Source organism: Lysobacterales bacterium, assembly GCA_016703225.1.
Taxonomy (GTDB): domain Bacteria; phylum Pseudomonadota; class Gammaproteobacteria; order Xanthomonadales; family Ahniellaceae; genus JADKHK01.
In genome coordinates, this window is the sequence record JADJCM010000001.1 from 1,104,257 (window position 1) to 1,126,397 (window position 22,141).

General features: G+C 68.3%; 19 protein-coding genes. 3 read left to right on the plus strand and 16 right to left on the minus strand.

Going from position 1 to position 22,141, the window contains the following annotated elements; genetic code table 11:
* Positions 1-7: 7 nt before the first annotated feature.
* From IPG63_04730 to IPG63_04750, 5 genes are all read right to left on the minus strand, one after another.
* Positions 8-574: a TIGR00645 family protein gene (locus tag IPG63_04730; protein MBK6726555.1), complete on the minus strand. Its 567-nt coding sequence runs from the start codon at positions 572-574 to the stop codon at positions 8-10.
* A gap of 55 nt (positions 575-629) precedes the next feature.
* Positions 630-1,676, minus strand: a complete 1,047-nt coding sequence (locus IPG63_04735) for a saccharopine dehydrogenase NADP-binding domain-containing protein (GenBank protein MBK6726556.1) — start codon at positions 1,674-1,676, stop codon at positions 630-632.
* Positions 1,677-1,729: 53 nt separating this feature from the next.
* Positions 1,730-2,629: an alpha/beta hydrolase gene (locus IPG63_04740; GenBank protein MBK6726557.1), complete on the minus strand. Its 900-nt coding sequence runs from the start codon at positions 2,627-2,629 to the stop codon at positions 1,730-1,732.
* 69 nt (positions 2,630-2,698) lie between these two features.
* Positions 2,699-4,669, minus strand: a complete 1,971-nt coding sequence (locus IPG63_04745; GenBank protein ID MBK6726558.1) for a hypothetical protein — start codon at positions 4,667-4,669, stop codon at positions 2,699-2,701.
* An 85-nt stretch (positions 4,670-4,754) separates the two neighbouring features.
* A complete protein-coding gene (locus IPG63_04750) occupies positions 4,755-6,665 on the minus strand; it encodes a potassium transporter TrkA (protein MBK6726559.1) in 1,911 nt (636 codons plus the stop codon).
* A 137-nt stretch (positions 6,666-6,802) separates the two neighbouring features.
* Between IPG63_04750 and IPG63_04755 the strand changes: the two genes are divergently transcribed.
* Both IPG63_04755 and IPG63_04760 read left to right on the plus strand, forming a co-directional pair.
* Positions 6,803-7,618 carry a DUF3014 domain-containing protein gene (locus IPG63_04755; protein MBK6726560.1) on the plus strand — a complete coding sequence of 272 codons (816 nt, stop codon included), beginning with the start codon at positions 6,803-6,805 and terminating at the stop codon, positions 7,616-7,618.
* A gap of 9 nt (positions 7,619-7,627) precedes the next feature.
* Positions 7,628-7,966: a hypothetical protein gene (locus tag IPG63_04760; protein MBK6726561.1), complete on the plus strand. Its 339-nt coding sequence runs from the start codon at positions 7,628-7,630 to the stop codon at positions 7,964-7,966.
* 92 nt (positions 7,967-8,058) lie between these two features.
* Here IPG63_04760 and IPG63_04765 read toward each other — a convergent pair whose 3' ends face one another.
* The gene (locus IPG63_04765; protein ID MBK6726562.1) at positions 8,059-9,084 is read right to left on the minus strand and encodes an endonuclease/exonuclease/phosphatase family protein; all 1,026 of its coding nucleotides are present in this window, start codon (positions 9,082-9,084) and stop codon (positions 8,059-8,061) included.
* 192 nt (positions 9,085-9,276) lie between these two features.
* A complete protein-coding gene (locus tag IPG63_04770; protein ID MBK6726563.1) occupies positions 9,277-10,125 on the minus strand; it encodes a LysR family transcriptional regulator in 849 nt (282 codons plus the stop codon).
* Positions 10,126-10,258: 133 nt separating this feature from the next.
* Between IPG63_04770 and IPG63_04775 the strand changes: the two genes are divergently transcribed.
* Positions 10,259-11,200, plus strand: coding sequence for a CPBP family intramembrane metalloprotease (locus IPG63_04775; protein MBK6726564.1), 942 nt, complete (start codon positions 10,259-10,261; stop codon positions 11,198-11,200).
* Between the two features lie 9 nt (positions 11,201-11,209).
* On the opposite strand, the gene IPG63_04780 is transcribed toward IPG63_04775, so the two are convergent.
* The 9 genes from IPG63_04780 to IPG63_04820 form a co-directional block, all read right to left on the minus strand.
* Positions 11,210-12,085, minus strand: a complete 876-nt coding sequence (locus tag IPG63_04780; protein MBK6726565.1) for an FkbM family methyltransferase — start codon at positions 12,083-12,085, stop codon at positions 11,210-11,212.
* Entirely contained in the window at positions 12,082-13,746 is a 1,665-nt protein-coding gene (locus IPG63_04785; GenBank protein ID MBK6726566.1) for an amidohydrolase, read from the minus strand. The genes IPG63_04780 and IPG63_04785 overlap by 4 nt, the downstream gene beginning before the upstream one ends.
* Positions 13,747-13,806: 60 nt before the next feature.
* Positions 13,807-14,286, minus strand: a complete 480-nt coding sequence (locus IPG63_04790) for a hypothetical protein (GenBank protein ID MBK6726567.1) — start codon at positions 14,284-14,286, stop codon at positions 13,807-13,809.
* A 107-nt stretch (positions 14,287-14,393) separates the two neighbouring features.
* Positions 14,394-15,101, minus strand: coding sequence for a pseudouridine synthase (locus IPG63_04795; protein MBK6726568.1), 708 nt, complete (start codon positions 15,099-15,101; stop codon positions 14,394-14,396).
* Positions 15,098-16,162 carry a class I SAM-dependent methyltransferase gene (locus IPG63_04800; protein ID MBK6726569.1) on the minus strand — a complete coding sequence of 355 codons (1,065 nt, stop codon included), beginning with the start codon at positions 16,160-16,162 and terminating at the stop codon, positions 15,098-15,100. The genes IPG63_04795 and IPG63_04800 overlap by 4 nt, the downstream gene beginning before the upstream one ends.
* Positions 16,150-17,709 (minus strand): ABC transporter ATP-binding protein, encoded by a 1,560-nt coding sequence (locus tag IPG63_04805; GenBank protein MBK6726570.1) that lies wholly within the window; start codon positions 17,707-17,709, stop codon positions 16,150-16,152. The genes IPG63_04800 and IPG63_04805 overlap by 13 nt, the downstream gene beginning before the upstream one ends.
* On the minus strand, positions 17,706-18,509 hold the full coding sequence (locus IPG63_04810) for an ABC transporter permease (protein ID MBK6726571.1): 804 nt from the start codon (positions 18,507-18,509) through the stop codon (positions 17,706-17,708). The genes IPG63_04805 and IPG63_04810 overlap by 4 nt, the downstream gene beginning before the upstream one ends.
* A 160-nt stretch (positions 18,510-18,669) precedes the next feature.
* A complete protein-coding gene (locus IPG63_04815) occupies positions 18,670-21,291 on the minus strand; it encodes an EAL domain-containing protein (GenBank protein MBK6726572.1) in 2,622 nt (873 codons plus the stop codon).
* 115 nt (positions 21,292-21,406) lie between these two features.
* A complete protein-coding gene (locus IPG63_04820) occupies positions 21,407-22,102 on the minus strand; it encodes an NYN domain-containing protein (protein ID MBK6726573.1) in 696 nt (231 codons plus the stop codon).
* Positions 22,103-22,141: the final 39 nt, after the last annotated feature.

Consider the following 22,141-nt stretch of genomic DNA (forward strand, 5'->3'; position numbering starts at 1 on the left):
CCCACGCTCAGTGCTTCGGCTTGTGCGACATCGGCGCGTTCATCAGCTTGTCGACGTAGGCGATGCCGATCGCGGACAGAATGAAGATGGTGTGGATGGTGGTCTGCCAGAACACGCCGTCCCAGGTGACCTTGGCGCCGGCCATGCCGATCTGGCCGGCCTCGATGAAGGTCTTGAGCAGGTGGATCGAGCTGATGCCGATGATCGCGGTCGCGAGCTTGACCTTGAGCACGCCGGCGTTCACGTGCGACAGCCACTCGGGCTGGTCCGGATGGCCCTCCAGACGCAGACGCGAAACAAAGGTCTCGTAGCCGCCGACGATGACCATGACCAGCAGGTTCGAGATCATCACCACATCGATCAGCCCTAGCACCGCGAGCATGATCTTCTGCTCGCTCAACTCGGTGGCGCCGAGAATCAGGTGCCAGAGTTCCTTCACGAACAGGACCACGTACACCGCCTGGGCGACGATCAACCCCAGATACAGCGGCAGCTGCAGCCAGCGCGACGAAAAGATCAGCCAGGGCAGTGTCTGCAGCCGCTTTTGTTCGATCTGGTCGGGGGCGTTGCTCATCGGCGGTTTCCTGGGCGGGTCGGGCGACGCAGTCTAGCGGCCCGGCCCGATTCCCTCACCCATGCAGGCGCACGCCGGGCAGGCCGAGCACGAACTCCGGCCCGACCAGCTGCGAGGGCGTGTAATAGCCGCCTGCGGGCCTGTGCTCGAGCACATGGCTGAGAATGCCAAGCGCCGAGTGCGCGGTCAGGTCGTAGCCGTTCGGCGTCGTCAGCACCTTGCGCACCTCGCGCCCGCCGGCGCTGCGCGCTTCACCCCAGATGGTGCTGCCGGTACGGCCGCGCTTGTCCTCGCTCGGCCCCGGCCCGCGCTTGGCCGCCTGACCTTTCAGCCACGACTGCACGAAGCCGAGCCCAAGCAGCGGTCGCACCCAGTTCAGTCGCCGCACGCGCGCCGCGGTGGCGGGCGGTACCGTCATGTACACCTCGATGTTGAGAATTCCGGTCGAGACGTAAGCGGTGTAGACATCGCCCCACGGAATCGTCATCGCGAACCGGCGCTCACCGTCGAACTCGAATTCGCGCGTCTGATACGCCAGCGGCACCACGACCAACTCGCCATTGCGACGCACCCGGCCGCCGCCGGCGAGCCCCTCGACTGCGGTCTTGGCCGTGCCCTGGCTGGGACCGCCACCGGCATCGAAGGCGAGCACCAGCTCGTGCGCCTCGGGCAAGGCGCGCTTGAGCAGCGCCGCCATCGAATCGGTCGGTACCACATCGAAGCCTGCGCCCGGCAGCACCACGATTCCGCGCTCGCGGGCACGCTCGTGCTGCTCGTGGCAATGCTTGAACACGCTGATTTCGCCGGTGATGTCGAGGTAGTGCGCACCCACTTTCAAGCAGCCCTCGAGCATCGGCGCCGCGGTTGCCGAGAACGGCCCGGCACAGTGCAGCACCGCATCGATGCCACTCAGCGCCGAAGCCAGCGTGTCCGGATGATCGAGATCGAAAATGCGCGCCGGCAACCCGTGTTCCTTCGCCAATGCATTGATCGCCGCACTGTTGCGCCCAGCCAGCACCGGCCGCTGCCCAGCCTTCAACGCCAGCTCCAGGATCAGCCGCGCGGTGTAGCCGTTGGCGCCATACAACATCCAGCCGCCCATGGAGTTCTCCTCGTTCCGGCCCGAGAGTGTACGGGAGAGCGGTGCAACGGCGTTCACAACCCGGCCGCGGATGCCACTGCGTGTCTCGCAACCAGCCGCGCGAACTCAACGCTGAGCGCATCCGGCAGGTCGTGGCCCCAGCCGTGGATCGTGTGCAGGCGCGCGCCGGGGATCAGCGACGCCAGCTGGCGGCCATGCGCGGGCGGCACCATGACGTCGTGCGTGCCATGCAGGACCAGCGTCGGCAGCGACAGTTGGCGCAACAACGGGCTGCGATCCCCATCGGCGATGAGGGCCGCAAGCTGGCGCGAAACACCGGCGCCGGTCGGCGCGCGCTGCAGACTCAGGCGCGCACGCCGCTCCATGTCCTCGCGCGACATCGGCCAGGCCGGGCTGCCGATCAGGCCGAACAAGCGCACCCAGTAGTCGATTGCGGCATCGACGCTGACGCGCGAGCGCGGTCGCGACCACATCAGCTTCAGCACCGCGGGTGCCGGCAGCGGCAGACCGAGGCGCCCGCTGCTGGTCGACATCAAGGTCAACGAGCGCACGCGCGCTGCATGCCGGTGCGCGATGTGCTGGGCGATCATGCCGCCCATCGAGATGCCGAGCACATGCGCGTGTGCGACGCCGAGATGGTCGAGCAGGGCGACGCCATCGTCGGCCAGGTCTGGCAACCGGTACGGTGTGTGCGCGCGACGCCCGATCAGGCGTGCGCCGATCACGCGCGGCAAGGACGGCACCCCGTGCTGGTCGTACCGCGTGCTCAGGCCGATGTCGCGGTTGTCGAAGGTGATGACGCGAAAGCCCTGGCGCGCAAACGCATCGAGCAGGGACACCGGCCAGGCGATGCGCTGCATGCCGAGCCCCATCGCCAGCAGCAGGGGCTCGCCAGCCTCGGGCCCGTGCACGGCGTAGTCGATCAGGACCGAATCGCGTTGCAGTTGCGGCATGGAAGCAGTATCGCTCCGGAACGACGAGGGCACCCGCAGGTGCCCTCGTGGTTCAAGCGGATGTCCGCGTCAGACGCTGCGGCGCTGCAGGGCGACAATGCCGAGCCAGCCGGCGAGCATGATCAGCAAGCCCAGACCGAACGGCCCAAACGCCGGGACCGGCGCCGCCGGCACGAAGCCGCCGACGACCGGGCTCGACGCATTGCCGTTGCCGGCACCGGCGCCACCGAGCGGTACCGACAGGCCGTTGACGATGCTGTCGTCATCGATCAGGTCCAGCTGCACGCTGCCGGCTGCGGTGACGTTGACCACCACTGTCCACGTAGTACCGCTGCCGGAAACGGCGCCGATGGTCGCCGCGGCGCCGCCGCCCAGGGTCAATGCGAAGTCGCTCGCATCGACGCCGGTCACGGCCTGGTTGAAGGTCACGGTGAAGGTGATCGTGCCCGGCACCAGCACCGAGGCCGGTACGCCGACGATGCTGAGCACGGCCGGGACCGAGGTGTCGACGGCGAAGACTTGTCCGGCGAACGGCAGATTGGAAACGGCGCTGCCAAAGCTGTCGCTGACGCCGCCGCTGTTGACCATGTCCAGCCCCAGCGTGCCGCTGCCGCTACCAACGCTCGCGGTCACCGTCCAGCTGCTGCCGCTACCACTGACGCCGGTGATCGAAGGCCCGCTCAGACCGCCGTTGACCAGTGCGAAGTTGCCGGTGGCGACGCCGGTCACCGCTTCCGAGAAGGTGACGGTCCAGGACACGTTGGGGCCCGCAGTCGGCGTCGCGCCGATGCGGTTGATCGAGGCCACGGTCGGCGCCGGATCGGTGAAGGTGACGCTGTTGTCGACGCTGGTCGACGCCAGGTTGGCTTGACCGAAGCTGTCGGTGGCGACACCGGCGTTGATCGCCGCGATGACCGTGCCATTGGCGGTCATGCCGCTGACGCTGACGCTGTAGGTGGTGCCGGCGCCGCTGACGGTGGCGGTGGTCGCGCCGGCAGTACCGGACAGGCTCACGTCGCCGGTGACAAACCCGGTGACTGTTTCGCTGAAGACAACATCGAACAGGATCGGGCTGGTGCCGGTGGGATCAACCTGGCCGACGGCCTGGTTGATCGTCACCGTCGGCACCGGATCGGCGATCGTCACCGTGTTGTCGGCGCTGGTCGAGGCCGAACTGGTATTGCCATAGGCATCGCTGGCGACACCGGCATTGAGCGACGCGATCACAGTGCCGTTCGCGGTCATTCCGGTCACCGTGACCGTGTAGGTGGTGCCGGCGCCGGCGACCACCGCGGTGGTTGCGCCCGCCGTGCCAGAGAGCGTGACATCGGCATCGACGAAGTCGGTCACGGTCTCGCTGAAGACCACGTCGAACACCACCGGCGCCGCAGCGCTGCTGGCTGGATCAACCTGGCCCACGGCCTGGTTGATGGTGACCGTGGGACCGGTGCCGTCAAAGGTCTGGCCGGTGTTGCAGGCGCCCGCACTGCGGCTGGTGGTCGTCGCGGCCCAAGTGAAGTGCTGGTAGTGGCGCCCGGTACCAATGAGATGGAGCGAGGAGGTGCCGACCGGTTCGGTACCGGCCTGGACCACGCCGATATTGGTGGAGGTGAGTCCGATCGCAGGACCATTGGTGGCAGCGAACGCGCCTTCGTAGCTCAGAAACTGCTGAACGACGCTGGCGGCATTCACCAGCGCCAGCCCGTCCGGCGCGCCGTTCTGCAGCCCCGCAGCGGGCAGCTGCAAAGTTCCAAAGCCGCCGCATTGATCGGGAATCACGCCAGCAAAGGTCAACAATGGCGCGTAGGTGACGCCGCCACTGCCGTTGTAAAGCACGACCGTCCAGCCCGTGACGTCAAGACCCGCCGGCCCCGCGATTTCCACGAATTCCCCGGCATCCGCGCCGGTGTTGTCGTAGTGGATCTCGTTGATGAACACCGTCGCCGGGTTGACCGTGAAGTCCGGTTCGGCTTGGGCCGTCGGCGCCAGCGCGAGCGCGGCTGCCAGTGCGAGAGCGATTGGGGCAAGGATCGGGCGCATGGTGTCTCCGGGAAACAGGCGGCTGGCCGTGAGGCGGGTTCGGGCCGGCAACTCTAGCGCAGCCCGGTGACAGACTCGAATCCGGTCAATCCTCGGCCAGCACGATGATCTGGTCTGCGGCACCGAAGACCACCGATGCGGACTTCTTCGGATTGACGCGCACGCCGAAGCCGCGGTCCTTGTCCTGCGACTGCGCCGCGATGCGATAGCCGATCGCGGTTTCGCCGCGCAGCGCGGCCGCTTCGAGCAGGGTGTGGAAGTCGACCGGTACGCCGGGGCGGATGTAGTCGCCGATCGGCCGGATGTAGATCTCCGAGCCCTCGGCGCTGAACAGCACGCGGAACACTTTCTCCAGATGTTTGTTTTCGGAGAGTTGCGCGAGCATCAGGCTGACCAGCTTGTCGCTGACGATGAAGTCGTCGGCCTTGGCGACCTGGGCCAGCGCGCGATTGCGCAGGTCCATCATCTCGCTGACGATCGACAGGTCGCGACCGGCGGCATCGGCGATCGCGCGCAGGTGCAGCAGGGCGATCAGGGTCTTGGCATCCGCTTCCTGGATCGGCAGCTCGTTGTAGCTGAGCAGGATGATGTGCGCGTAGTCGCAGACCCCGAGCTTGTCGAGCGTCGCGCGGTCGCCGATGTCGCCGGCGGCGAAACGGATGCGCAGGCGCTGCATCGACTTCGACAGCGTGACCAGCGCCTCGCGCGAACCTTCGCGTTCGCACAGCACCACCAGCTCGGAGCCGGGCGCGACGTACTGGTCGAGCTCGCGCACGGTCGCGGTCGCCTTCTCGTTCCAGCCGAGCACGAGGATGCGTTCGGGTGTGGCCGTGCGTTCCGGCTTCGGCACGATCACGCCGCGATTCGGCTTGGCCGGGGTGGCATTGGTCAGCACGATGGTGTCGTCGTCCTCGCTGATCGCGATGACCTGGTCGCCGGCGGCGAGCACGGTGTCCATCGGCGGATTGACCAAGGCCTCGCCGTTCGCGCGCATCAATCCGATCAGCGCGGATTCCTCGTACGCGCCCAGCGCCTCGCGGTAGCTCTTGCCGACGAGGGCGGGCTCTTCCTTGAAGTAGATCTCGGCACCGTCGAAATCGAGTAGTTCGGTGTAGACCACGCTCAGGCCGGACTGGCGGCAGGTCTGCGCGGTCACGCGCGCGATCAGGTCCTCGCCCTGAACATAGATCGCCTCGCCATTGCCGACCAGGGCCGCGGCCTCGAGGTTCTTCTCGTCGCGGATCTCGCCGACGATGTGGTAGGGCTCGGCCTTGCGCTCGGGGTTGTTGGTGATCGCCAGCACCGACTTGATCACGTGGAGGTCCGGGTTGTCCTCCTCGGGCGCCAGCACGATGATCGAACGCGCGCCGTGCGGATCGACCACGGCGAGATCGTCGAGGTCGAGCGGATCGCCGCGGCGGCAGATGATGCGGGTATTGCCGGTGCTCGCGAACTTGGCCTTGATGTCGTCCTCCATTTCGACCTTGTCGCGGTCGGCGAGGATGACGATGCAGGGACGCTTCTGGTTGGCATTGGCGATGATCAGTTCGCCGATGATCGAATAGACCTTGCTCGACCAGCCGAGGATCAGGGTGTGCTCGCGTTCGATCACGCGCGAGCGGCCCTTGCGCAGCTCGGTCAGGCGCGACTCCAGGCCCGAGGTGATGGTGCCGATCAGGATCGAGACCAGGAAGATGCCGGCGATGGTCACGATCAACATCAACACGCGCAGCACCCAGCCGCTGTCCCCGGCGAGGTTGCCGGAGTCGATCGCATGCATCAGACCTTGCCAGGCGCCTTCGATGAAGCCGTAGCGAGTACTGGGGTCGGCCGGGTCCTGGCCGACGCCGAGCAGGACCAGGGCCAGTGCAGTCACCAGCACCACCAAGGTCGAAATCAGCGCCAGCCAGGCGATGATCGCGATGGCGCCGCGCGACAGCGTGTTCTCGAAGCGATAGCGCAAACGGTCGCGCCAGGTGATCGGATGCTCCGACATGCTTGCCCCCGGGTAGGAAAGTCGCGACCTTAGCGGGCACGCCGGCGCCGAGGCCAGTCCGCGACGCTAATGCGGCCCGCGTTCAGCCGCCACGGCGCAGATTGCCGGGCATCATCACCGCCCCCGAGGAGAGCAGGATGGACGAGGAACGCAATCCGTTGATGCGCATGCTGGCGATCGCCGGCGTGCTGGCCGTCCTTGGCGGCGGCGCCTGGTACCTGTTGGATCGACCGGCATCGCGACCTGCACCGCCGCCGGTCGTTCCGCAAGCGGTCGAGCCGGCCGCCACCCCAACCGCCCCGCAGTATCCGGTCGAGGCGATCGAGCAGGCGCTGGCGCCGCAACCTACCGATCCCCTGCCCGATCTGTTTGCCAGCGACGGCTATGTGCTCGATGCGCTGAACGCGCTGTTCGCGCATCCGCAGCTCGCGCAATGGTTGGTGCCGGAGCACCTGATCGCGCGCTTCGTCGCCTTCGTCGATGCCGCGCCGAACCGCAAGGTGGCGATCAACCTGTGGCCGGCCAAGCCGGTGTCCGGAAAGTTCTTCGTACAGGAGCAAGATGCGCGCAGCGTGATCGGCGCCGCCAACAGCGCGCGCTACGACGCCCACGTCGCCGCGCTCACCGGCGTCGATACCGGGGCCGCGGTAGTGCTGTACCTGCGCCTGTACCCGCTGATGCAGCAGGCCTACCGCGAACTCGGTTATCCGCAGGGCCACTTCAACGACCGCTTCATCAGTGTGCTCGACCACCTGCTCGCCGCGCCCGAACCCAGCGCGCCGGTGGCCGTGGTGCTGAACGAGAAGGGCGCCTGGGAATACGTCGACGCCGAACTCGAAGCCGCCTCCGCCGGCCAGAAGTTCCTGATGCGCATGGGTACGCAGCACGAAGCCGCGGTCAAGGCCAAACTGCGCGAATTTCGCACCGCCCTTGCCGGCGAACGCGAGCGGTAGCCGCCGCCGATGGAACCGACCCGCGCTCGCACGCGCTTCCCGTTCGCAACCTCCGACGCAGCCCGCGGCGCAATCATCGCGTTGATCGCACTACTCCTCGCCTGGCTGCCGCAGGTTCCGAACGCGCCGATTGCATCACCGACCCTGCTGCTCATCCTCGGCCTGGCGCTGCAGGCCTGCGGGCTTGCGGCGCGCTTTGTGCTGCGCTGGCTCGAACGCAACCGCGACCTCGACGGTCTGTTGCCGGTCGCCGCCCACGTCGGCGCCTTCGCCCGCGACGGCCTCACCGTTCTGCTCGTCGCGCTCGCGCTGTTCCAGGGCATCGGTGCGCGCGTCGCCGCGGTGTGAGCTTTTCGCCGTGGCGTTCCGACCCGCAAGAGATGAACCGGTCCAGGCGCCGAGCGTCTCTCCGACCCGAAGCCGCGCGCTGGGCTACGTCCTTAGCGCCACGCGAAATCGACCACGATCGGCCGGTGTGGCGACAAGGAACGCGACAGCTCCGCTGGCAGTTGCAGGGCCTGCTGCTCGGCGGGCGTGAGGTCTTCGCTGTCGAACACCTGCGACTGCAGTACCCGCAGCGGGCTGGAATGCAGCAGGAAATCGATCTGCTTCGACGGGAACGGCGTGCCGCGTCCGTCCCAGGTCCAATCGAGGCGGTCGCTGCCACGATGCAGCGGCGTCGGGTGGTCGAGCGTGGTGTCGGCGCGTGCGCCGCGTTCGAGGATCTGCACCGGCGCCTGCCCGTGCACGGCATTGAAATCGCCGCCGACCAGGATCGCATCGAACCTTGAGCCTGCGGCCACCGTGTCGATGGCGTTGCGGATGGCCTGCGCCTCGAAACGGCGACGGTCTTCCGCGGCGCTGTCGGGGCTGTCGCCGCAGCATTCGAGATCGAGGCCGACCACGAGCACGCGCCGACCCTGCCAGGTGACGACGCCGCCGACCGCCGCGACTCCGGCGTCGAGCGAATCGCGTACGCGGGCGCGCTTGCGCTCCGGAATGTTCGCCATCCAGGCGTCGAAATGCTCGCGCGGATACGGCAACTGGTCGAACACGTCGACCCGCGCCAGCGGCGCCCGCGCCGACACCGACGCGCGCTGATTGGCACCGCCGCCGCTGCCATACAGCGCCTGCCATGGAGCCGCCGCCACCGGCAGGGCGTTGACGATCTGTTCGCCGCTGACGCCGGCCGGCATCTCGTCGAGGATCAACACGTCGGCATCCACCGCCCGCAACACGCGCTGGAAGCCCTCGTTGCGGTGGAAGAACTCGCGGTCGACATTCCACACCAGCACGCGCAGGTCGGCGTCGGGATGGCGAGGCAGCCGCTCCGCCTCGCCGGTACTGCGCGTGGTATGCGTGCAACCGAGCACGCATAGCAGCAGCGACAACACAGCCGTAGCAACGACGCGGCGCCATGCCGCCGTACCACCTGCCGCCCTGCTGTCCATTCCTTCACTGCGCATGCGCATCCATCCCCGCCACACAAGCCACGAAGTGAATGTCAGAACGGCAGCGACCGCAAGCAAAAAAGCAACCGAGTGGCGTCGAGCGATGGACCGTCGAAGCGCCCGTTGCCCCGTGCGACCGAGGAGCCGGGCGCTGCCATCTGCACACTCGCGAACCTGGCACCGCAGACGGTCGAAGCGGGTCTGACCTCAATCCGCCAACCTCGCCACCACCAGATCGAGCAGTGCGCGCAGGCGGGGGAGGCGGCGGAGGTCGCGGTGGTAGCCGAGCCAGGTGTCGCGGCCCGGGGGTTCGGTGCCGAGGTCGAGGCGTTCGAGGGCGGGGTGGGCGTCGCCGAGCGGGACGGGCAACACGGCAAGGCCGACGCCGAGCGCGCACATCTGCGCCTGCACGTCGCGGCTGTTGCTGCGGAAGACGGTGCGCGCTTTCGGCAGTGCGGTCTGCAGCCAGGAGTCGTCGGGCGTGCCGGTGAATCCGGCGTCGAGTGCGATCAGTGCGCAACCCCGACCGCCGGCGCGCGGCGGCTTGCCACCGCGGCGCTGGTAGACGCCGTAGCGCATGTGCAGCAGCTTGCGCGACACGACATCGGCATCATCGAACGGACGGATGCGGAAGGCGAGATCGGCTTCGCGCCGCGACAGGTTCAGCAACCGCGCATCGCTGATCAGTTCCACTTGCACCTGCGGATGGCGGCGTGCGAACTCGGCCAGTACCGGCGTCAGCACATGGGTCGCGAACCAGTCGGACGCGGTGATGCGCAGCAGGCCGTCGAGCTGCTGCGCCTGCGCAGCCAGGCGCCGCTCGATCGCCAGCGCCTCTTCCTCCATGCGCTCGGCGTGACCGAGCAGGGTCGTGCCCTCGTCGGTCAGCACGAAACCTGCGGTGGTGCGCTGGAACAGCGCCTGCCCGAGCGCCGCCTCGAGTGCACGCAGGCGTCGTCCCATCGTCGGCTGGGTCGAGCCCAGACTGCGCGCCGCCGCGCCGAGCGTGCCGCTGCGTGCGATCGCCAGGAACAGGCGCAGGTCACTCCATTCCATCCTTCAGTCTCCGCGCGCGACGAACGTCATGCACATACGCATGGACGATATACGAAACGTTGGCTAGCCATGCACAGGTGAGCGATCTATCGTCGCCGCGGCTCGTCCCCCCATGGCCACCCCGGAGCGTCCCTTGCTCGAGTTCCAACGCGCGAAAGCCGTGTTGCTGAAGTTGCTGGTCGCGTTTGCCCTCCTGTTCGGCGCGGTGCAGGGCTTCCGTCTGCTGCTGTTGCCGGCCCTGCAAACCCTGTTCACCGCCGACGCGGCGTTGACCAGCGTGATCCGCCGCTGCGGCATCTTGCTGTGCGCGTTGTTCGCGTACTGGATCTACGTGCGCGGGTTCGAAAAGCGCCCGGTGCGCGAACTGTGCCCGGCGCCGCGCGCGATCACCGCCGGCGCGCTGGCCGGAGCGCTGTCGATCGCGCTGTGCATGCTCGTGCTGTTCGCGCTGGGTGCCTATGTGGCGACTGCCGATCGCGGCTGGCAGGGTGGACTGGCGGGTGTTGCGGCGCTGATCCTGATCGCGGCCCTGCTTGAGGAGATCGCGTATCGCGGCCTGTTGTTCGGCATCCTCGAACGCGCTTGGGGCACCCTGCCGGCAATGTGGTTGCAGTCGCTGGTGTTCTCCGCGATGCACCTCGCGAATGCCGAGGATCGCGCGAGCACCGTCGAACTGCTCACCACCGCGGTCTCCGGCGTCCTGCTCGGCGCCCTGTGGACGATGGTCTACGTGTACACGCGCAACCTGTGGGTGGTCACCGCCCACCACGCCGCATGGAACTTCACCATCATCCTCGCCGGCGTGCCGCTCTCCGGCCTCGAGGACTGGCGCCAGCTGGCACCACTTGCCAGCGAATATCGCGGATCACACTGGCTGACCGGTGGCGTGTTCGGACCGGAGGACTCGTTGCTCACCATGACGCTGGTGGCGGCCTGCGTGATCGCGATGGTGCGCGCTGGCGCGCAATCAGCAACCATCGAAAACGGGGTCAGCGTCATTTTTCCGCGCGGGCGATGGGTCGAGAGCCCCGGCAAGAATCCACGCGGACCCGCATCTCCTGGAAATGCACTCTGACCCCGTTTTCTAGCGGGCGAGCAGCAGGTCGAGTTCCTGTTCGCTTTCGCGCGCGAGGAAGGCGCGCAGTTCGTCGGGGCCGAAGCGGCGCAGTCCGCGCTTGATCGAGTGGCAGTGCGGGAAGCGCGTGACGATGTTGAGGAAGCGCTCACGCGCGGCGGTTTCGAGCGGCACGCTGCGCACTTCGATCAAGGCCGCGTCGACGCGCTCCCACAGCGCGTCCGGCAAGGCGTTGACGATGCGGATGTCGTGACCCTGGGTGTCGGACTTCCAGACCAGGCGCACGTCTGCCGGCAGCGCGGCGAGCAACTCCTCGCCGAAGCGGCGCCCATCGATCAGACGCACGAGTCGTCGTTGCAGATCGCCTTGCGCACGCAGCCTCGCGCCGGGTGCGAGCGAGATGTCGCCGGCATTGCGCGCACCGCGGAACAGCTCGGCCTCGCCGTCGGCATCGGACAACGCGGCTTCGTGCGTGCGCACGCCGGCGAACGGCGCCAGGTTGTGCGCGAGCAGTGCGTAGTTGTGCGGATCGGGCTCGAAGCAATCGGCGCCGACGAAGGGTGCGGCGGGCGCGGCGAGCAGTTGCCGGCTGACCAGGCCCGCGTTCGCGCCGACGTCGATCAGGTGGTAGCGCTGTCCGGGCGCGAGGCGCGCGCGCAGCAACGCGCAGTGCTCGTCGTGCCAGTGGCCGAAGGCGAGCGTGCGCGGGCCGATCACCTGGTCCATTGCCAGTTTCACCGTGCTGTCGCCATGGTGCAGCGGCGAGCCCTGCGGCGGCAGCCAGCTCAGTTCGCGGATGTCCGCCTGCGCGAGCAGCGCGCGAATCAGACTGCGCCGGCGGCGCGCGGCGAGGCCGCCGAGCAGCTTCGACCAGGCGATGCTCATGGTGCAGTCCGCAGGTACACGCGCTCGCCGCCGAGCCAGGTCTGCAGAACGCGGGTGCGAAGGATCAGCGCTGCCGGCACGCGCATCAGGTCCTGGTCGAGCACGACGAAGTCGGCGCGCTTGCCGGCTTCGAGCGAGCCGACTTCGTGTTCCATGAACGCGGCCTGCGCCGGCCAGATCGTCATCGACCGCAAGGCCTCCTCGCGACTCATGCGCTGCTCCGGATGCCAGCCGCCCGCAGGCCAGTCCTTCGCGTCCTGGCGCGAGACCGCGGCATGGAACGAGATCAGCGGATCGGGCAGTTCGACCGGCAGGTCGGAGCCGTTCGGGATGATCACGCCGCTGTCGAGCAGCGAGCGCCAGGCATAGGCACCGAGTTCGCGCGCCGGCCCGATGCGCGCCCCGGCCCAGTACATGTCGCTGGTCTGGTGGCTGGCCTGCATGCTCGGGATCACGCCGAGCTCGGCGAAGCGGGCGAGGTCGTCCGGGTGCAGAATCTGTGCGTGCTCGATGCGGAAGCGGTGGTCGGCGACCGGCACCGCGTCGAGGGCGGCGGCGAGTTCGTCGAGCACGACGCGGTTGGCGCGATCACCGATGGCATGGGTGTTGACCTGGAAGCCGGCCGCAAGCGCCTTTGCCGCCACTGCGCGCACGCGTCCCGGCGGCAGCGTCGCCAGGCCCGAATGGCCCGGCGCATCGGCATAGGGTTCGAGCAGCCAGGCGCCGCGCGAGCCGAGCGCACCGTCGGCCGAGAGCTTGATCGAGCGCAGCCACAGGCGACCGTCGTGCAGGCCGTTCTGCGCGCCGCGCGCGATCGCCCAGTCGATGTCGGCATCGCTGCCCGCAACCATCACGTAGTTGCGCAGACCGAAGCGCTGCTCGCGCGCCAGCGCCTCGTACACGGCGATGACTTCGCGCGAGACGCCGGCATCGTGGATGCCGGTGAGGCCATAGCGCTGCAGCTCGGCGATGGCGCGCAGCACGGCATCGCGCAGCTCCGCTCCGCTCGCTGCCGGCATCACTTTTGCAACCAGGTCGATGGCGTTGTCGACCAGCACGCCGCTCGGCTCGCCCGGCGCGTCATGCTCGATGCGGCCGCCGTCGGGGTCGGGCGTGTCGCGGCGGATGCCGGCGGCGCTGAGGGCCGCGGCATTGACCAGCACCGCATGACCATCGACGCGCTCCAGCATCACCGGGTGCGCCGGCAGTGCCGCGCTCAGCGCGGCATGGTCGGGAAAGCGCGTGTCAGCCCAGTCGTTCTGGTCCCAGCCGCGACCGACGATCCAGCGCCCCGCGGGCGTGCTGCGGGCGCGCTCGCGCACGCGTTCGATCACCGCCTCGTAGGACGTGGTGCCGCGCAGATCGACGGTCTGCAGACTCTGGCCCAGGCTGAGCAGGTGCGCATGCGCGTCGATCATTCCGGGGATCACGCTGGCACCGTCGAGATCGAGCAGGCGCGTGCGTGGTCCACGCAGGCTCAGCGCCTCGCGCTCGCTGCCGACGAACACGATGCGCCCGGCGCGCACCGCCATCGCACGCGCCAGTGGCCGCCGCGCATCGACCGTGTGGATACGCGCGTCGTGCACGATCAGGTCGGCGGGTGGCGTCGCGGCCTGGGCGCTGGCGAGCAGACAGAAGCAGAGCAGCAGCGGTCGCAGCATCGGGCACACTCGTCGGTTGGGCCCGCGAGTATCGGCAGCACCCTCCGCCGGCACAAGCACTCAGCCGATCGGCTGCGCCTCGATCGCCAGTTCGAGCCGCGTCAGCAGGATGCCCTCGCTGCGCAGCACACGGCGCAGGTCGTCGCGCAGGCAGTGGTTGCGCTCGGCCGGGGTCAGTTCGGCGAGCTGCGGCAGCGATCCGGTCAGTTGCGTGATCAAGGCGTCGCGCACCTGCGCCGCGACCGCGTCGTCACCGGTCTGCACGCGCTCGGGATCGAGCACCTGGAAGTAGGCACGACCGGAAACACGCGCGGTGTGCGCGCCGGCGTGCAAGCGCCGCGGCGCCAGCTCGAGATGACGCCCCAGCAAGGACACGCGGGTGGCGATGGCTTCGCCCGGCAGCAGCCAATGCACGCCGGCCGGCAGCACGCCGGCAGGACGACCGAAGCGTTGCAGGCGTGCCGCCTCGCCCTCGCGGACGCGCCGCAGGCTGGCCAGCAGGATCAGCGGTGTCGCGAGAACGGCAATCAGAAGCCACATATAAATCAGCCTCTTGCAAGATGTTCTTGAATCTACACCTCAAGAATGGCGGGAAGCAAGCTGATTGCGGATCGCTTTCGGGCACGCAGCGGCGGATTGCGGGCAGATCAGTGCGGGGCGGTAAACAGCTGCTCGCGTTCGTCTTCACCCAGCACGCGCCACTGCCCGGGCGCGAGATCGCCGAGGTCGAGCCCGCCGATGCGTTCGCGGTGCAACGCTTCGACATGGTTGCCGACCGCGGCAAACATTCGCCGCACCTGGTGGTAGCGGCCTTCGTGCAGGGTCAGGCGTGCGCGGCGCGGTGCCAGCGCTTCGAGTTCTGCCGGCAATAGCGGCGTCTGCTCGGATTCGAGCAGCAGCGTGCCGCTCGCAAACAACGCGGCCACCTCACTGCCGAGGTCGTGCGCCAGCGTCGCCACATAGACCTTGGCCAGTTCCGATTTCGGCGACGTGATCCGGTGCAGCAGCTGGCCGTCGTCAGTCATCAGCAGCAGGCCGCTGGTGTCGCGATCGAGGCGGCCGACACTCGACAACAACGGATCGCGCAAGCGGAAACGCGGCGGCAACAGGTCGTAGACCAGCCGCCCCTGGTCCTTGCGTGAACAGGTGTAGCCGACCGGCTTGTGCAGCATCAGCAGCAGGCCCGGTGGTGGATCAAGCGGCGCCTCGTCGACGCGGATGTCGGCGTGCGCGGGCTGGTCGTCGGCATACAGCACTTCGCCACGAGCATCGGTGATGCGCCCGGCGCGGAACATCTGCGCGACTTCCTTGCGGCTGCCGTAACCAAGATTGGCGAGGTGCTTGACCAGTTTCATGAACCTGCTCCGTGCGCGTTGCGGGCCTCGATGACCTTGAACCCGTGCGCCTGCACCACGCAACGCACCGACTTGAAATGCGCCGCCAACGCCGCCTCATAGGGCAAGTGGCGGTTGGCGACCAGCCACAACGGTCCGCCCGGGCACAGCGCCGCCGCGGCGGCGGCAATGAACTGGCGGCCGATGTCGGGACGCTCGCCCCGGCCCTCGGCATGGAACGGCGGGTTGCTGACGATGCAGTCGTAGCGACGCGACAGACCACGCGCCACGTCGTGCCAGAGGAACTCGAGCGCATGCGTGGCCGCGAACGGTTCCAGGTTGGCGCGCGCCAGCGCCAGCGCCGCAGCATCGGCCTCGACTGCATCGAGCGCGACCACACCCGTGCAACGCTCGAGCAGCACGCGCGACAGGTAGCCGTAGCCGCAACCGAGATCGGCGGCGTGGCCGTGCAAGTCATCGGGCAAGTGTTCGCCGAGCAGACGCGAGGCGGCATCGACACGATCCCACGAGAACACGCCGGGGTGGCTCCAGAGGCCAAGCGCCGCGACCACGCGCGGTGCGGCGAGCGCGCGCCACTGTTGCTGCAGGTCGGCATCGAGGTGTGCGTCGGCTGCGCTCCAATACACGCGACAGCGATGCTTCGACCGCACCTGGAGCGGCCCGGCCAGACGCTGCAGGTCGGCCTCGCCAGAGCGCGCGCCTTCCTCGTTGGCTTGGCAAGCGACCAGCACGCCACCCGGCTGCAGCAACGAGAGCGCCTGCGCGAACGCGGCCCGCGCCGCCTCGCGGCTGCGCGGGGGCAGCAGCAACACCAGCGGGTAGCGTTGCGAACCGACATCGGCGCGCACCGCAAAGCCCGCGGCCTGCAGCGCATCGAACGCCGGCTTGAATGCGCTCACGCACTGCAGACCGGGCCAGTCCTGCGGCTGCAGCCCGGCGCCGGCACGCGCGTTCAGAAACAGTGTTCCCCCCGCCGTCGGCCAGCTCAAGCAGCCTTCGCGCAGCGGCAGGAACAGGGCGTGCAGCAGATCGTGGTCTGGATCAGCAATCACGCGGGCCAGGCTCTGGTATCGGCATCGGCGCAGTGTAGTGGCGCGCCCGCGGCCGCGATCAGCGCGCGGGTGTGGGCGTGCTGCGGATCGGACAGCACGGCGGCGGTTGCGCCGTGCTCGACCACGCGACCGTGTTCGAGCACCAGGATGCGGTCGCACAGCGCGCGCACCGCGGCCAGATCGTGCGAGATGAACACCAGGGTCAGCTTCCGCTCGCGCTGCAGTTGCTGCAGCAGGTCGAGGATCCCGGCCTGCACCGACCGATCCAGCGCCGACAGCGCCTCGTCGCAGACCAGCACCTCCGGGTCGAGCGCCAGCGCGCGCGCGATCGCGACGCGCTGCTTCTGTCCACCCGAGAGCTGATGCGGCAAGCGTTGCGCCAACTCTGGCGCGAGCTGTACCGCTGCGAGCAGTTCACCTACCCGCTGCGGCCAGTCGGCGCGCGCGCCATGGCCGTGCAGCGCCAGCGGTTCGCTCAGACAATCGGCGACACGAAGGCGCGGATCGAGCGCGCTGCCCGGGTCCTGGAACACGATCTGCACCTTGCGCCGCCACGCCTTGCGCGCGGCGCCGCCGAGCGCGAACGGATCGGCACCGGCGATGCGCAGCGACTGCGCGTGACCACGTTGCAAGGCGAGCAGCACGCGCGCCAGCGTCGACTTGCCGCTGCCGGACGCACCGACCACGCCGAGCGCGGCGCCGTGTGCCAGCGCGAACGAGACCTCGCGCAGCGCCGGTTGCCGTGCGTAGTCGGCGCCCAGACCGGAGACTTCCAGGATCGGCGCTGCGATCACTTCCTGCGGCGGCGGGCGCGGTGCCGCAGCCGCGACCATTCGCGCCGCCAACGGGCTCGGCGGTCGAGCGAAGAAGGCGTCCGCCGGCGCCAGCGCATCGACCGCGCCGGCGTGCAGCAGCAATACGCGCGCTGCCACGCGACGCACCGCGTGCAGGTCGTGGCTGATGAACAGCACCGCCAGCGCGCGTTCGCGGCGCAGACGATCGAGCAGGTCGAGCACGCCCTGCGCCGCCAGCGGATCGAGGGCGCTGGTGATTTCGTCGGCGATCAGCAGCTGCGGCGACGACGCCAGCGCCAGCGCGATCATCAGGCGCTGGCGCTGGCCGCCGGAAAGCTGATGCGGATAGCGCGCCGCGAACTCGTCTGCTGCATCGAGACCGACCTCGTGCAGCGCCGCGGCGACACTGGTGGCGGATGCGGCCCGACGCAGCGCTTCGTCCAGCTGCACGCCGATGCGGCGCAACGGGTGCAGGCTGGCCGCCGCGTCCTGGAACACCATCGCGATGCTTCGACCGCGCAGTTGGGCGTGGCGCTTCGCCGTCAGCAGCTCGCCATCGAAGCGCAGCGGTCCGCTCACGCTGGCGCCGGGCGGCAGCAGACCGATCAGCGCCCGCGCCAGCGTCGACTTGCCACTGCCGGATTCGCCAAGCACGGCCAGGCATTCGCCCGGTTCCAGATCGAACGCTACCTGGCGCAGGGTTTCAGCACCGCCACGATGGCGCAGCGTGAGCGCGCGAACCGCGAGCAGCGGCGCGCTCATGCGCGCAGGTCGCGACGCGCGCGCAACGCGTCGCCGAGCAAAGTGAAGGCGATCAGCAGCAGCGCCAGGAACGTGGCCGGCGCCAGCAGCACCCAGGGCGCGACCTCCAGTTCCTGCACGCCCTCGGCAAGCAGACCACCGAGGCTGACGGCGGGCTCGTCGAGCCCAAGCCCGAGGAAGCTCAGGAACGACTCGACCAGGATCGCCTGCGGAATCGCCAGGCTCAGATAAACGAAGGCGAAGCCGAGCAGGTTCGGCGCGATGTGCCGCGTCAGCAGCCACCACGGCCCCGCTCCGAGCGCGCGCGCCGCCTGCACGAACGGCAGCACGCGCAGGCGCGCGGCCTCGGCGCGCAGCATGCGCGCCAGGTCGATGCTGGCGTAAGCCCCGACCGCGAGCACCAGCAGCACGCCGCTGCGCCCGAACAGAGTCAGCAGCAGCACCACGATCAGCAGGAACGGCAGCGCTGAGACCACGTCCAGCGCACGCATCATGCCCCGCTCGCTGGCGCCGCCCAGCGTTCCGGCGAGCGCGCCATAGGCGAGGCCGAATACCAGCGCGCACAGGCCGGCGCCGAAGCCGAGCAGCAGCGACACGCGCCCGGCCAGCAGCGTGCGCACGAACACGTCACGGCCGATCGCATCCGATCCGAGCCAGTGCCCATGCGCCCAGCCGGGCGCGATCTGCAGCAACTCCCAATCGTTGTGCCAGGCATCGAACGGCCGCAGCAACGGCCCGACCAGGCTGGCCAGCGCCAGCAGCACGAACAACACGATGGCGCCGCGCAGGCTGATCCTCATGCGATCGCCTCCTGCGGGGCTGAGCCTGTCGGACCCACGCAGGTGGTCCGTTCGGGCTGAGCCTGTCGAAGCCCGCTCGCACGGGGGAATGCGTCTCGGGTCTTCCGCGATCGCCCTTCGACAGGCTCAGGGCGAACGGTATGTTGGGGCGAACCGACGTTCAACGCGGCAGCAGCGCCGCCAGATCGAGCCCGGCCAGGCGGCGCGGCACACCGAGCCAGTTGCCCTGCGCGTACTCGATGCCGCAGCGGCGCAGCGCCGCGAGGGTGGCGAAGGAATCGACGTGCTCGCCAATCACCGCCAGCTTCATCGATTTGGCCAGTCCGGCGATCGAGGCGACCATGGTGTGATCGAGCTCGTTGTCGGCCATGCCTTCGACGAAGCTGCCCTCGATCTTGACGAAGTCCACCGGCAGGTGGCGCAGGTGCGTGAATGAGGAGAAGCCGGTGCCGAAATCATCGAGCGCGAAGCGGCAGCCGATCTCGCGCAGCTGGTTCATGAAGCGACGCACGGTGTGCATCGAGGTCATCTCGCTGGTCTCGGTGATCTCGAACACCAGCGCGCGCGGCGGCACGTTCGAGGCACGGATGGCATTGGTGATCAGTGCCATCGACTCGGAGTCGGCCAGCGTCTGGTTGGACAGATTGATGTTGAAGGCGATGCGCCCGACCAGGTCGGCGCGTTCGCCAAGCTCGGCCAGCGCGTGCTGCACCACCCACAGGTCGATCTTCGGCATCATGCCGACACGCTCGGCGAGCGGCACGAACACACCCGGCGACACCTGCTCGCCGCGGCGGTCGCGCATGCGCAGCAGCAGCTCGCACAGAATCTCGTGCCCGGGCGCACCCAGGCGCCAGCCATCACGCTCGCCGATCGCCGCCTCTTCGTGCGCCAACGCCGCCAACGGCACGATTGGCTGCACCTCGAACTCGAAGCGGTTCTCCTCGATGGTGTCGCGCAGCTTCGCGGTCCAGCCGGCTTCGAGTTCGCGCGCGATGCGCGTGTCCTGTTCGCCGACCCAGATCTGGGTCTGGTCGCGACCACGATGCTTGGCGGTCTTGCAGGCGACGCGCGCGTGCTCGAGCACGTACTCGGCGCTCGGCGTGTCGCGCGAGACCACGGCGACGCCGAGCGACACGGTAGCGTTGCGCTGGTGCTGGTTGACGGTGAAGCGGCAGCTGTGCGCCAGCTCGCGGAAACTGTCGGCGAGCGTGAACAGGTTGTCGAGCTGGGCGCCCGTGAGCAGCAGCGCCAGACGGTCGCCCTCCAGGCGCGCGAGCAGATCGCCTTCGCGCAGGTGCTTGCCGAGCACCTGGGCCAGATCGGCGACCAGGCGATCACCAACCGCGGGTCCGCCGGCATCGACGATGTGGGTGTAGCGGTCGATGTCGAAATACAGCAATGCGCCGTAGCCGCCGTGCTCGCGCCGGCGCGCGATGTCCTGCGCCAGCAGCTGCGCGAAGTGACGGCCGTTGTAGAGCCCGGTGAGCGGGTCGTGGATCAGCTCCCAGCGCAGCTGCTCGGTGTTCTTGCGCTCGCCGATGTCGCGGAACACCACCACGGAGCCCTCGCGGCGGGCACCGATGGTCAGCGGCAGCACCGACACTTCAACCGGCACCGCCACCCGTTCGACGTCCCAGAACACGGTCTCGATGCGCGCCACCGACTCGCCGCTGCGATACACCTGCAACAGCGGCGAATCGGCGTCGCGCACCGGCTTGCCGTGTTCATCGGAGTGGTGGATGGCGTGCTGCGCGTTCATGCCGATGAGCGCGGCCTCGTCGTCGTGGCCGAGGATGCGCAGCGCCATCGGATTGACGAAGTTGATGATGCCGTCCTGGTCGACGCCAAACACGCCATCGCCGACCGAACCGAGGATGCCGTCGAGGCGCTGCTTTTCGGACTGCGCATTCTTCTGCATGCGGATCTGGCGTGCCAGCCCGCCCATGCGCGCCAGGAACAGCTCCTTGGCCTCGTTCTTGAACGTGCACTCGACCGCTCCGGCTTCGAGGCAGCGCTTGATGATGTCCTCGCGATAGGTGCCGGTGATCATCGCCACGGCGGCGCCTGCGGTCGCCGGCAACGCCTTCAGGCGCCGGCACAGCTCATCGCCGCTGCCGTCGGGCAGGAAATAGTCGAGGATGAACAGGTCGTAGGACGCGCTGGTCGCCTTGGCAAAAGCCTCGGCAATGCTGCCGGCGACGTCGCAGTCATAGCCGTTGCGTTCCAGCAGCTGCCGATAAGCGAGGCGGATGCTGGCCGAATCGTCGACGAACAGCACGCGCACGCCGAGGCGCTCGCTCGGTTCCGGCGCCACCGCAGGTTCTGGTGTCGCCTCGGCCATGGCGCCGACGGCGGTAGCCCCCGGCATGGCGGGCCGCGCCTCGGCGGCGGGTGCCGCGGCGTTCGGCAGCAGCTGGCGCATGACCGCAGGAATGCGCGAGAAGCCAGCCCACAGCAGGAACACCGCGTCGGCGCGCTCAGCGGCGAAGGCATCGATCAGCGGGTGCTTCTCGTGCCCGAGCACCAGCACTGCTGTCTTGCGCATGCGCGGATTGCGCAGGTACAGCAGCAGGTCCTCGAAGTCGCGGCTCATGCGCGCCGGCGCACCGAGGATCAACAGCGCATAGGGCTGCCCCATGTCGGTGGCGCGACCGAGATGGTCGAGGGTATCGGCGTAACTCGAAAGCTCCGACCACGAGCCGATCTGCGCCGCCTGCAGCGTGCGCGTGAGCAGATGATGCAATGTCGCCGAACGCTCGACGACCAGGATGCCAGTCACGCCATTCTCCCCAATCCCTTGAACCACAGCATCGCCCAGGCGGGCCCGGCATTCTGGCGACGAAGGCGCGGTTTCGGCAAGCTGTGGCGAGGCATTGGCCAGCAGTGGTAGCGGCTCAGTTCGAAATATTCTCGATCCGCTCAATCAGCGCCAGCGAATCGAGCACATTGAACGATCCCCAGCACTCCGTGGCCAGCGTGGTTCCTTGCGGAGGGAATCCGGCCTGGACGACCTTCTTGCCCATCGTCTGGATGTATTCGACCGCAGGAATCATGTCGGCATCCAAGCTCCCGAGAACGGCAGCGTCGTAGGAGTTCGATAGCCCCAGACGCAAGAGGTCGGTCACCAGGTAGGTATCCACACCTTTTTCCTCGGTTGCAACGATTGGCTGTCCGCACCCGGAATGCGGGCAATGAGTGATCTCCTGATGGCAAGCCGGGCACTTCTGCGCCCCCTTTCTGCGTCTTTCACGAATCTGGACATTCACCCCGGGTTGGCGATCGAGCCATGTTGTCGCCCAGTTCTTGAATTTCCTGCCTTCGTCGGTCGCCGGGTTGAACGAGGTATAGACGTAGCAGCCCTGGTAGGAGAGGCTGGACTGCTCCACAGCGAGGACGCGGCAGGCTTCCCCGGCAAGGATCGGACCCAAATCCTTCCAGTTCACCTTCACCCGAACTTCCTTGAATCCGCGCTTGGCTGCAACCTTGGTGTTGAGCGTCAGCTGGAAATTCCAGTAGTCGATGAACACAGCAATTCTCATGATCCGCCCCTCGATTGACTGCGTGCCAGCGAGACTATAGATTTCCGCCATTGAAACCCATCCGTCGTGCCCTGTTCGGGCTCTATCTAC